This is a genomic window from Ehrlichia ruminantium str. Welgevonden (genome assembly GCF_000026005.1).
GTDB classification, from domain to species: Bacteria; Pseudomonadota; Alphaproteobacteria; order Rickettsiales; family Anaplasmataceae; genus Ehrlichia; species Ehrlichia ruminantium.
Map to the genome: position 1 here is coordinate 947,555 of NC_005295.2, position 13,143 is coordinate 960,697.

The window sequence follows — 13,143 nt, forward strand, 5'->3', positions numbered from 1 at the left end:
TGTATTAATTTACTTACCATCCTTTTTATCAATTTCTTGATAATCAGAATCTACAACTTTAGATCCATCACTATTTGATGATGATCCAGTATCAGTAGTATTATTATCACCAGCTGTAGCATTGTTAGTATTAGAATATAAAGCTTCCCCTAATTTCATAGATACTTTCATGAGATGGTCAAGCTTGTTCTGCATAGTATCTGTATCTTCTATATTATCCTTACTGATACAATCTTTTAAATCCCTGATAGCATTTTCAATATCAAGCTTATCAGCATTTGAAATCTTATCACCATGCTCTTTTAAAGATTTTTCTGTAGAATGCACTAAATTCTCAGCATTATTTTTCACCTCAACAAATTTCTTACGTTTCTCATCTTCTTCAGCTTTACTTTCAGCCTCCTTGATCATATTTTGAATTTCATCATCAGTCAGACCTCCAGATGATTGAATCCTAATAGCCTGTTCTTTTCCAGAAGCTTTATCTTTTGCTGAAACATGAACTATTCCATTTGCATCTATATCAAATGTAACTTCAATTTGAGGCATACCACGAGGAGCTGGAGGAATCCCTTCTAAACTAAACTGACCTAGCAACTTATTGTCATTTGCCATTTTCCTCTCACCCTGGAATACCTTAATAGTTACTGCAGTTTGACCATCTTCTGCTGTTGAGAATACCTGAGATTTCTTTGTAGGAATTGTAGTATTTCTTTCAATCAATGGAGTAAACACACCACCCAAAGTCTCTATACCTAAAGATAAAGGAGTAACATCAAGTAATAATACATCTCTTACATCACCAGCAAGAATACCACCCTGTATTGCAGCACCTATTGCAACAACTTCATCTGGATTTACCCCCTTATGAGGCTCTTTACCAAAAAATTCTTTTACTGTTTGTATTATTTTAGGTACCCTGGTCATACCACCTACTAATACAACTTCATCAATTTTATCTGCAGATATACCAGCATCCTTTAATGCTTTTTTACATGGTTCAATAGTTCTTTTTACAAGATCACTCACCAAATTCTCAAATGTAGCTCTAGTTAACTTTAAACTCAAATGCTTAGGTCCAGTACTATCACTAGAAAGGAATGGTAAATTTATATCAGTTTCCATACGACTAGATAATTCTATTTTAGCCTTTTCTGCTGCTTCTTTAATTCTCTGCATTGCCATAGCATCAGAATGTAAATCAATACCTGTACTTTTTTTAAAATCATCCATCAAATATTCCATAATAGCATGATCAAAGTCTTCACCACCAAGCATTGTATCACCATTAGTTGACTTGACTTCAAAAACACCATCAGCTATTTCCAAAATTGAAACATCAAAAGTACCACCACCTAAATCATATACCGCTATTACTTTTTGCTTATCACTTTTATTTAATCCATAAGCCAAAGCAGCAGCTGTAGGTTCATTAATTATTCTAATAACATCAAGTCCTGCAATTCTTCCAGCATCTTTTGTTGCTTGACGCTGTGCATCATCAAAATACGCAGGTACTGTAATTACAGCTTTTTCGACCTTACAACCAAGATGTCTTTCTGCTGTTTCTTTCATTTTCTCTAGAATAAGAGCACCAATTTGACTAGGAGAATAATCTTTATCACGTACTTTTATCCAAGCATCCCCATTTTTTGCAGATACTATATCATAAGATGTTTTAATATCCCTTGTATCCTGATACCTACGTCCTATAAGTCTTTTACTAGCATATATAGTATTTTTAGCATTTGTAGTAGCTTGACGCTTTGCTGGATCACCTACTAAAACTTCTGAATCAGTAAACGCAACTATCGAAGGGGTAGTTCTTGCACCTTCACTATTTTCAATAGCTTTTGCATCACCTCCTTCCATTACTGCAACACAAGAATTTGTCGTACCTAAATCTATACCTATAACAGCCATAAACAGCCCCCTACATAAAATCAAAATCGATATTCACAGATATAATAACCAATTACCAAGATTACAACCCCATTTAATATAAGTTCACACAATTTATATTAAATATGCGAAAATATACGATTTAACCATCGTTTTATCCATACACTACTAGTAGACTTTTGAACTTCCTCTTTTAAGTCTTCACTCTTAGAAGTTTTATAGTCAACAGTAAATACATTTACCAGATCTTCACTTTGATTTACTATATTATCATTTTCAACACTAATACTAAAGTCAGATACACTATTAAGATTTTGACTAACTGTTAACTTTATTGATACGCTAAACTCTGCTTCAATTTCAGTAATATGCTGACGCTTATTATTAAAAAAATATTCCACCATTTGCGCAACTACCGAAACATTTATTAACTTGTTACGATTTTTATTAGCACAATATCTAATATTTCTTAGTATATCTCCAGAAGATGATTCAAAAGAACGTACCTTACCTACTCCTTTACAATGTGAACATGGTACTGTATTTGCTTCTAATATACTTTGCTTTACTCTTTGCCTTGATATCTCCATCAATCCAAATGTACTTATATACCCAAACTGAACTTGTGCCTTATCATATTTAAATGCTTCTTTGATTTCAGATTCTACTGATCTACAATATCGATATTTTAACATATCAATAAAATCAATTACTATTAATCCAGATAAACCACGTAAATTAACTTGTCTTGCAATTTCTTTAACAGCCTCCATATTTGTTTTATAAGCTGTTTCTTCAATACTATCTTCTCCTGTCATTTTACCGGAATTAACATCTATTGATACCAAAGCTTCCGTAGGAGTAATAACCATATATCCACCAGAAGGTAGATTTACTATATTGCTATATAGTTCACAAATTTGAGATTCAATCTTATAATAAGAAAAAATAGGTACACTACCTTTATAAATCCTAAGACGTACCCTATTCCTAAACATAAACTTAATACATTCTTTAGCTAATTCATATGCATGACTACCTGATACAACAATATCTTGAGTACTTTCATCACAATAATCACGTAATGTTCTTTTTATTATATCCCACTCAATATACAATAATGAAGGTACAGTAACACTTATATAACTATTTTGTATACTTCGCCAAATTGATTGTAAGTATGACAAATCTTGCTCGATTTCTTTTCGAGCTTTATTAGATCCAGCCGTTCTAATAATTAAACCAGATTTTTTAGGTAATTTGATAGAATTTAAAAAATTTTTTAATATTTTTCTTTCTTCAGGATCATCTATACGACGCGATATCCCACTATTTTTATTACCAGAGTTAGGCATAAATATGCAATATCTCCCAACTAAAGTAATAAATGTTGAGAAAGTCGCACCTTTATTCCCGCGCTCTTCTTTTATAATTTGAACCATTATTTTTTGGTCCAACTTTATGACATCCTGTACCTTATATAGCTTATGAAAAGGCAACTTAGATTTATTATAATTATTTCTTGAGTTTTCTTTCTTTAATAATGCTAGTTTTTCTTCAGATTCAGTAATACCTTCACTCTCATCTTCAGATAAAATCATTGTATCTGTAGATTTTTCATCATCACTTTTTGTATCAGTATCTTTATCAGAATCTTTATACAAGGTCTGATATAATGCTTCTTTCTCTTCTTCAGGAATATTATAATATTCCAAAGATATCTCAGAAAAAGGCAAAAACCCATGCTTATTTATTCCATACTCAATAAATACTGCCTGTAAAGATGGTTCTATACGTTTCACTACAGCACAATATATATTACCCTTCAAACACTTTTTGCTTTTTGATTCTTGGTCAAATTCTACAACCTGACCATCACGTAATACTGCTACTCTAATTTCATCCTGATATACCCCATCAATTAATATCCTTTTATTATAATTTGACACCAAATTTACACCTAAAACTTACTGAAACTATAGTAGCTAATTATAACAGTATAGATAAGATTTTAAAGATAAAAACACTTTATTATTTTCTTATCATTTCAATATAAAAAATATATTATCTAAAGCAATATATAACTGTTAACTAATCTCTGATCTTCCTATCACTTATAGAAGAAAATTTTTTATTAATCTTAACAATTATCGATAAACCAACTGCTAAAATCGCAACTCCGACAACAATTGCTGTTAACATCAACACACTAGGCAAAGGATTAGTATATAACACTGTTTTATCTGTTAATATTGGTGGAACAGCACCATATACATAACCTATGGAAATATAAAACAATAATACAGAAGTTTGAAATATATTTAATCCTATTAGCTTTCTTACAAGATTCTTATTCGCAATAGTAATATATAAACCTATAACCATCAACATTATAGATACAACATAACTAAAATAACTAAAAATCATACACTAAAATCACATTACAAATTAACATAAATAGAGTATTACACCATAAATATCTACAATAAAACTATCAATACATCAACTTACAGATGTTTACTCATTCCTTACACCAAGACACAAAACTAAAATAAAGAGTCAACATCGAACTACATACTGTAATACCCACACCTAATTCCACAAGAAATATTCCTAATTCTTGACCAACAACTGAATTATCAATTAAAACAGAGTAAGATAAAAATTCCCCACCAAAAAACATTGAAACAATACCAGTTATCCCGTATATCAACACACCGATTCCACCCATTAATCGTACAATATATGGCGAAATTGCTTTCAATGTAATACTTAATCCAAACAACATACTATATATAATAATTGCAGCAGCAACAATTACCCCAGCCTGGAAACCCCCACCTGGACTATAATCACCATGAAATTGAACATACAAACCATACAAGACTATTACTGGCACCATAAGAATAGTTATTGTACGTAAAACTGGATCTTTAAGCATTATCACCTCGAACAAGTAACAAAGATACACCTAAACCAGCAGTAAATATTACAATTGTCTCACAAAAAGTATCATAGCCACGAAAACTTGCCAGAATCGCTGTAACCACATTAGGAATCCCTATGTAATAACTGGTATTCTCAAGATAATAAGATGCAACATGACCATTCGCAAAAGATTCAGGATCTCCAAAAAGCGGTAAGTCAGGTATAGCATACAATAAGCTCACAAACATTGATATTGCAATCAACATAGGAAACACCTTCACCTTACTATACTTTTTTACTACATCATTTTTAAGTAGTGATAATGCAGCCAACATAAGTACTGTACTTATACCAGCACCTACAGCTGCTTCTGTAATTGCAACATCTGGAGCATCCATTATTAAATATAACAACGCCATTAAAAAACTAAACATACTCATCATAACTACATTAATAGTCAGATCTTTAAAAAAAACTAGAGAAGATGTTATTGTTAGTAAAAACAAAGACAAAACAACATTAATAATAAAAGTTACATTACTCATCATCATTCTCACCTGTTTTCTTATTATGATAGGCAGCACGTACCAATGCATAAGAAGCAGTAGTACTAGTAATCCACAAAAAACAGATTAATAATAGTACTTTTACTGTAAACATTGATAACTCACAGCGTAGAGCTACCCCAATTAAAATCAACGCTGAACCTAAAGAATCCGTAATCCCTGCAGGATGTAATTTTGTATAAAAACCAGGAAACCTCATTACACCTATAACAGAAGTAACAATCAAAAATAATCCTATTCCCAAAATTATTATACTTAAATATCCTATCATCTTTTCGTATCTCCAAACGACCCATGAATGAAAAATTTCATAAAAGCAATGGTAGAAATAAAATTAATACAAGCATAAACTAAAGATACATCTATTAATGATAAAGAATCATTTATAACTCCAATAACTACAATTAGTATTACAGAATATGTTCCGAACAAGTTTGCAGCTAGTATTTTATCATATATAGTCTCCCCAGAAGCTACGTAGATTAACATCATCCCCATACAAAATAATAAAACAAAGCTTACTACTAACAACATCAAAATTTATAACAACTATAATAAGATCAATATATATATCAATATTAATAAGGTATAAATAATTAAATTAAAGTAACTATAGTTTTTTTAATATAAAAACTTTTATACAATTATAAAACTTATAGAAAAATAAAAATTATTTATTCTTTAACATTTGAATATACAAAGAAAAGATTATCGTAGCAAAGTATTTAACTTATCAAATTAATTATAGTATCTTCGTGCACCATTAACACTAAACTGATTAAATACTATTTACCATAAATATGCTATGTTGACTTTTATTTTGATATTTCACTTAATAAGTCACCTTACACACAAATTAATTATAATCAATGATTTGAGACCACTTATTAAGTAGACTACACCTAAATACACACCCAATATTCTAATAAAAATAATTATAAAATAACACATATAAAAAATTTTTGTATTTTATAAACAAACTATATACACTTTTACAGAGTGCTATCTCAACTAAAAAGATAAATTACTCTTATGTTAACCAACTAGACATTTTTAAAATATACAAATTCAATAAAATTTAACATCAACCTATGTCTAGTGAGTATATCCATATAGCAATTAACTTAAATAGAGAATTACACATAAGTAAAATTTCCTATATGTTGAATGTTCTCAAAGATTAGGTTCTTCTTTAGATGACTCGCTTACTGAAGTATTTGATAAAATAACAAGACTATAACAACATGGAAAAGTAGTAAAAATTCTCGCATTCTGCTTAATAACAAATAAAAACACCCAACTATTCTACATAAATGCATGTATATTTATATACAACATTTTCTCTCCATAAATAAAGATTTTACAATTTTTAAAAGTTATAATATACATCATTTATATATAAAACGTATATATTTGTCCAACATCTAGGAAAGTACAATATATTTCTTCCATATCAATACAAATTGCACATGCTTATGTGTTAGTTCAATAAAAACTCGTTAAAATATAATTTTTATCTGACACAATTAAATACGCTTAAAATGTCTACTAGTTTAATAAAACTACGAGCCTTATTATATGTACACCAAGATCTCATTCGATAACGTCTATTACTAAACCTGTTGTTTAAGGAAATAAAATGTTAAGTACTTCAGAGAAATGATATTACTCAACTTTCTTTCACATACACCAATCATCTAAATAATTTATATTTTATATTGAAAAGAAATAAAAATTATATGAAAGATCTTCTGATATATTCTATAAAAAACTTCACCTTCTGAACATGAAGATTATAATACCTTATGCATATGTATAGTATTAATAATACAAATTGAATAATAATGACAAAGTCACAATCTTAACAAAAAGTACAACAGATCCTTCAAAATATATATATCTTCAGAAAGTGCAATTCAGATAGTATAATTAAGAATAAAAAAACTATTTAGATATTTTGTATACTAAACTGTTCACTACAAAAAAACTAAGAAATGCAAACACATATAAAGGATTCTGTATATTATTTTACAAAAAACTATTACCTTCTAAGATAGAAAAGCATAATTAGGTATTTAAACTATATCTAAAAATATATAATTGATGTAGAATATACATGTAAAAGTAACTACAAAAAACTTTATAATTTATATAAAGCTTAAACATTAAGCTTCCATTATTAAAAATTTATAACTTACACAAACATTATAAAAAATACAAAATGATCCAATCAAATATTCATTTTATATTATTCAAAGCTAACCTTACTTCACTAGTCCAGTAGTAGTTGCTTTAGGTAATAATCAGTATGCTGGACTTTTTTTATAATAATATATTATACTAATGTTAAATATTACCTTACTGCTATTAAAAAATAAATTGCTAGTAATTATAGTACTTTAATATTATCACTTATATTCTCAAAATTACTACAACTGATTCAATTTATTTAGTATATCATGTATCAAGCTTATCAATCAATTTTCAAATACCCAATAACTCCCATATCAATTAAACTAGATTTTTACCTAAAAAAATTCTTATTTCTCTATAGAAATCCTGGATACTCATCACGTTTATAGAATACCTAACTGTATTGTTAAACATAGTATTACTAGATCACTTATAATAAAAAAAATATGTCAACTTTTGAAATAAATATCAACACAAATTACACTTTTAATACAAGCTTTAATTGTAACTTGTAAAACTATAACAAGAAAATTACACTTAAACTACTACTATGTTAACAACATATTTATTATATAAGTTGAATATCAGATGTATATGATTATAAACATTGACATTACTAGACAATATAAGTTATACTAATTAAGCATTATCCTTAATTTCAGTACAGATATAAACATGTTATTCAAACCCGGTTTACCCATTTCCAAGATTACAGAATCTCTGCATAGATCAGTTATACGTGAGTTGAATAGAGCGTCAGAAATACATGTTAATACGTGTCATTGTATAGGAGCTACAATAAATAAAAAAACTCTTAATATCTGCGTTGATAATAAGCCAGGTAATCGGTGTACTCCAGTAGGAACATCTTTATTTCGTATGGAATGTATTATACCCGCTCCTGTAATAAATAATCCACGTAATATATCTTTACAAAAGTTGACACAAGTATTGTCTAGTCCTTTTTTAATAACACTAGAACCACTTAAGGTTGATGCATATTTTATTGTACCAGAGGAAGAATTAAAGAATTTCATAGATTTAGTAAAACCTTTATCTAGTATGCCACGTGAAGGACTTTTACCTATTTATAATATTGGTAAATTCGGAACATTTTCCTTATGTAGGCCAAAAAGTATAGGTAATAGAGATGTAAGGCATGATGTACCATTTGACGAATTCAAAGCTTTAAATATTTTAGGAGGTCTAGAGGATTCTATTTTTTTTAAAACACCCTCATCAATCCCTGATATCACAAAACGTAATACAAAACAAAGCATAGCAGATAGTAAACAACAAAAAGTTGTAGTAACTGGTAAGGAAATTCAACACAAAATACAACATATAAAAAAAATGTTTTCTAGAGTTTCTACTACACAATGTTCACCTTCAAGTACACCAGTCAGTGCTCAAATGACACATAATATAGAAGAAAAAACAGCAAGTAGTCCGCAAAAGCCAGCTATCCAAAAGGTTATAGTAACTAGCAAACAACCTCGTAAAGAAGAAATACAATTTATATATACAAAGTTTCCTGAGGCTCCAGAAGAACATTCATCTTCAAATCAAACACAAGAGACAACAAGCAAGCATTTAGAACAGCATCTATCAAAAAGTATAGTAGGTGGTGCGCCACTTATACAAAAAGGTACAGTAGATCCTCAACAAGTTGTCAGACCAAAAACATTTGCATCTAGTCCTTTTTATAAAGAATCGACACTTCCAACTACAAAATATCCATCTTCAAATCAAACACAAGAAACAGCAAGCAAGCATTTAGAACAGCATCCATCAAAAATTACACAAAAAGGTACAATAAACCTTCAACAAGTTGTTAGACCAAAAACACAATTTTCATCTAGTCCTTTTTATAAAGAACAGGTACTTCCAAATATAAAACATCCATCTTCAAATCAAAGACAAGAGACAGCAAACAAGCATTTAGAACAGCGTACATTAAAAAAAAGTACACTAGGTAGCATGCCGCCATCTATACAAAAAGGTACAATAGATCCTCAACAAGTTGTTAGGCCAAAAACACAATCTGCATCTAGTCCTTTTTACAAAGAATCGACACTTCCAACTACAAAACATCAAATGTTAAGTGTTATAGAAGAATCGACAAATAGTAGTGTACCAATTAATACATTAAGTTCTGAAGAAATACCACGGTTTTTCAGTGTAGATTATTTTAGTAGTTATAAAGTATTGTACGATACTTACAAAGAATCTTATAAAGTTGATACTTTACCAACAGCACCTCTCGTCCCATCATGTCAACTTGAAGATGATGTATTTGTTGAAAATAGTAATCCCCATGTATCTTTGAATTAACCTAAAAGTAAAAACATATAAAGATATGTATCGTGTTTATCTAATAAGAGTTTCTTTATAAACCATGTTTTTTTATTCTGTCTTATAAAATATAAGCATTACATCTGCAAATATTAGTTTAAATTCATTGTAATATATCAATGTGCTATAAACCATCTTTACTATTTGTTAACAATTAATATATGGTACATTTAAAACCTTAACATTAGCAATATTAGTATTATAAAATATAACTTTGTTACTTTTACATATCTTTTTTATTCATTTTCTTTGTACAGTACAAACACAGAAACTTTTACATATAATTTATATACCAATATACTATCTTTGATTATTATTGTGTTAATTTATTACGTATGTTATCCCATAAAGCTTTTTACATATCACTTTATAGCCTTATAAGTTCTGAAATCCACAAAACTATTGTAATAGAATCTTATTATTACTATACTCTATTTACAATCATTAATCCACTATTAAAAACAGTTTTATACAACTAATAGACCATATCTCTCAAACATATTTTATATATCTAAATAAATTTTACTACATTTAACTATATAAATACCACATAACTTAAAATGACATACTTATAAATAATATACACTGAACCATGAAATTCTGTGTATAATACAATATAAGATGCACTACCTCAAATAAAACTACAATGTTAATAGTACATAAAGACACTAATAATGTTTTATACTTTAAACATAATAACATGTTTTTGAAACTCTATGCTTTTAAAACAATACACATATCAAAAACGGTAATATACAAGAAAAAATTATATTGATTTTTCTATAAATAACTTTAATCAATCTATAGACCAACAGTACTTAAATAAACTAACATTCTTTATATTTTGTAACATTATAACACAGATTTTAAATTTTGTACTTTAATAACAGTACACTTACAAAAGATAGATAGTTTAATATCATAATAATTATTTTATTTATCATAGGATATATTACTAGAAATTAAAGGTATAAATACTTTTTTAGTAATAGCAAAACCATTAGATTATAAAAAACCTACTACTTATATTGGTCATAACTGACATAAAAACTTATCTAACTAAATAGCTTTCAATACTTGCACTTTTATAACAATACATTTACAAAAGATAGTTCATATATAATAATTATTATTATTTTATTTATCATAGGATATATTACTAGAAATTAAAGATATCAACACTTTTTTAGTAATAGCGAAACCATCAGATTATAAAAAGCCTACTTATATCGGTCATAACTCACACAGAAACTTGCCTAACCAACCATACATGAAATTTCCTGCTTGTTAATTGTAATTTAAACAAAACTATTACACCAATATTTACCTAATTTGCCTAAACATACTTATAGATAATTCATATAGACAACTTACATTGTCTTATAACATGCTACTTGCACTTATTTCATGCAACTTCAATTTTAGATCCAATAATAAACACCATACACTTAATCACAATACTAATACATAAATCATATGATAAAGATATCTAATAATAACTTCTATAAACGTTCATTTAATAGTAAAAAGACTTTTCATCTTTTAAGTAATACTAACTTTATATTATAGATGAAAATATCACACTGCGATTATTTCGATATTAATAATTACACACATATCTTCTAAATAATTGTATATTAACAACATATACTATAAAATTAATTGTATTAACATGAATATTTAGTTAATATATAAGCAATATGTGTTATTTAATTAATAAGTTATGTTATTCAAAAACAATAAACTATTCTCTAATGCCTTACATGGACAAGTCTTAATAGAATTAAACCATATAGATAGGATATATGTAAAATCTATGTGTTGCATAGGAAATACAGATGCTAATGGCAATCTCAACGTTATAATAAATAAAGATAAAACACATAATCTATGTACTCCTGGAGAAGGTAAATCCTTATTTCATATGCAGTGTACTGTATCTGCCAAAAGGCTAACCAGATATCCTGCTCTAAAAGAGCTAGTCTATAAACTCTATCCTAGTTTTTTGCCATTACCTATTCTTAACATGGAGGCATATTTCTTAGTAGAACATACTAACATTGGTATAGTAAACCATATAATAAATAATCCGGAAGGACCAGTAGATGGCACCACAATATTTAAAAAACATAAGCCTGTATTCAATCCTGGCACGTTTGGACAGTTTATTCTATGTAACCCAAAATCTGTAGGTAATTTTGGTACACACTATCATACGGAATTTGATGAGGTTACTGCTATACAGACACTTGGTAATTTAACATATGCTACTTTCCAAACAACACAAGAATCACCAAAAAGTGATACAACTACACAGAAAACTAAACAACAAGGTTTACTTTCAAGGCTTTCTAGTATATTTCACAAAAAAACACCACTTGAAGAAGATGTAAATGAAGAATCTCAAAAATTATTAGAAGATGAATATGAAAAACTTGGTGCAGTAGGAGGTATTGACATCTCTGGTCCTATTTGTACACAATCTCAACAAAACAGTGATACAGAATCACCAGAAAGTAAAAATAAATATTTTTCTTCACTATCACAATTTTCCAGTGTAGTCCATAAGACAACATCAGATAGACAACGCACCAGTGAAGAATCTAAATGCTTAATAGGAGAAGAGGAGAATGATGAAATTAGTACAACAAGTAGCATTGGTATTAGCAATATAGCCGGAGATTCAGAATCTTATCCACCAGCTACTATATATGATATATCAGCTTCATCTAATCAGCAGAAAAAAGAGAAACATTAGATATACTTGTAGCGGTACAATGTATATTTATCATCAAATTCATTGTAGCGCTCTTGTTTTTTAAGTATTATCCTTGGTAGCAGTAATAACTATCCTAGTAATTTACAGTTTTAACATTAGCTAATACAAGCACTAAAAATTATAAATTTTTTACAAGAGTCTACCATATAACTTTTTTTACAGTTATCAATATAAGAATTGTTTTAATTAAATTTTATAATCAACTATTATTTTTATAATCATTCTTACTTAATATATTATAGCTAAATTCCTTATATATAATTTAAAAATAGGTTGACAACTTTTTGAATAAATATTTGTTTCAAGATTTTCGTAATATAATAACCTATATTTCTCAATATATTTATAGTACCTAAATCAACTTAATAACTTTTATGTTTAATCACAATCATATGATTTTGAAACTCTGCATTTATAACA

The 13,143-nt window shown here is 28.2% G+C and carries 9 protein-coding genes; 2 read left to right on the plus strand and 7 right to left on the minus strand.

Going from position 1 to position 13,143, the window contains the following annotated elements; translation table 11 throughout:
* Nucleotides 1-9 precede the first annotated feature (9 nt).
* From dnaK to ERUM_RS03025, 7 genes are all read right to left on the minus strand, one after another.
* Nucleotides 10-1,947 carry a molecular chaperone DnaK gene (gene dnaK, locus ERUM_RS02995; RefSeq protein ID WP_011155230.1) on the minus strand — a complete coding sequence of 646 codons (1,938 nt, stop codon included), beginning with the start codon at nt 1,945-1,947 and terminating at the stop codon, nt 10-12.
* A 74-nt stretch (nt 1,948-2,021) separates the two neighbouring features.
* Nucleotides 2,022-3,851 carry an Rne/Rng family ribonuclease gene (locus ERUM_RS03000; RefSeq protein ID WP_044148664.1) on the minus strand — a complete coding sequence of 610 codons (1,830 nt, stop codon included), beginning with the start codon at nt 3,849-3,851 and terminating at the stop codon, nt 2,022-2,024.
* A gap of 142 nt (nt 3,852-3,993) precedes the next feature.
* Nucleotides 3,994-4,329, minus strand: a complete 336-nt coding sequence (locus tag ERUM_RS03005) for a cation:proton antiporter subunit C (RefSeq protein ID WP_011155232.1) — start codon at nt 4,327-4,329, stop codon at nt 3,994-3,996.
* 94 nt (nt 4,330-4,423) lie between these two features.
* The gene (locus tag ERUM_RS03010) at nt 4,424-4,843 is read right to left on the minus strand and encodes a Na(+)/H(+) antiporter subunit B (protein WP_011155233.1); all 420 of its coding nucleotides are present in this window, start codon (nt 4,841-4,843) and stop codon (nt 4,424-4,426) included.
* Nucleotides 4,836-5,381, minus strand: coding sequence for a DUF4040 domain-containing protein (locus ERUM_RS03015; protein ID WP_011155234.1), 546 nt, complete (start codon nt 5,379-5,381; stop codon nt 4,836-4,838). Before ERUM_RS03015 ends, ERUM_RS03010 begins: the two co-directional genes overlap by 8 nt.
* Nucleotides 5,368-5,667 (minus strand): monovalent cation/H(+) antiporter subunit G, encoded by a 300-nt coding sequence (gene mnhG, locus ERUM_RS03020; RefSeq protein WP_011155235.1) that lies wholly within the window; start codon nt 5,665-5,667, stop codon nt 5,368-5,370. The genes ERUM_RS03015 and mnhG overlap by 14 nt, the downstream gene beginning before the upstream one ends.
* A complete protein-coding gene (locus tag ERUM_RS03025; protein WP_011155236.1) occupies nt 5,664-5,930 on the minus strand; it encodes a monovalent cation/H+ antiporter complex subunit F in 267 nt (88 codons plus the stop codon). Before ERUM_RS03025 ends, mnhG begins: the two co-directional genes overlap by 4 nt.
* 2,334 nt (nt 5,931-8,264) lie before the next feature.
* Between ERUM_RS03025 and ERUM_RS03030 the strand changes: the two genes are divergently transcribed.
* Together ERUM_RS03030 and ERUM_RS03035 are read left to right on the plus strand one after the other, a co-directional pair.
* Nucleotides 8,265-9,923: a DUF3023 domain-containing protein gene (locus ERUM_RS03030; RefSeq protein WP_011155237.1), complete on the plus strand. Its 1,659-nt coding sequence runs from the start codon at nt 8,265-8,267 to the stop codon at nt 9,921-9,923.
* A gap of 1,744 nt (nt 9,924-11,667) precedes the next feature.
* The gene (locus ERUM_RS03035; protein ID WP_011155238.1) at nt 11,668-12,702 is read left to right on the plus strand and encodes a DUF3023 domain-containing protein; all 1,035 of its coding nucleotides are present in this window, start codon (nt 11,668-11,670) and stop codon (nt 12,700-12,702) included.
* The last annotated feature ends 441 nt before the right edge of the window (nt 12,703-13,143 follow it).

Bases quoted from the DNA above. Each gene is read 5' to 3' on its own strand.
- ERUM_RS03005 (WP_011155232.1), bottom strand. From the start codon at position 4,329: ATGATTTTTAGTTATTTTAGTTATGTTGTATCTATAATGTTGATGGTT.
- ERUM_RS03010 (WP_011155233.1), bottom strand. From the start codon at position 4,843: ATGCTTAAAGATCCAGTTTTACGTACAATAACTATTCTTATGGTGCCA.
- ERUM_RS03015 (WP_011155234.1), bottom strand. From the start codon at position 5,381: ATGATGATGAGTAATGTAACTTTTATTATTAATGTTGTTTTGTCTTTG.
- mnhG (WP_011155235.1), bottom strand. From the start codon at position 5,667: ATGATAGGATATTTAAGTATAATAATTTTGGGAATAGGATTATTTTTG.
- ERUM_RS03025 (WP_011155236.1), bottom strand. From the start codon at position 5,930: ATGTTGTTAGTAGTAAGCTTTGTTTTATTATTTTGTATGGGGATGATG.
- ERUM_RS03030 (WP_011155237.1), top strand. From the start codon at position 8,265: ATGTTATTCAAACCCGGTTTACCCATTTCCAAGATTACAGAATCTCTG.
- ERUM_RS03035 (WP_011155238.1), top strand. From the start codon at position 11,668: ATGTTATTCAAAAACAATAAACTATTCTCTAATGCCTTACATGGACAA.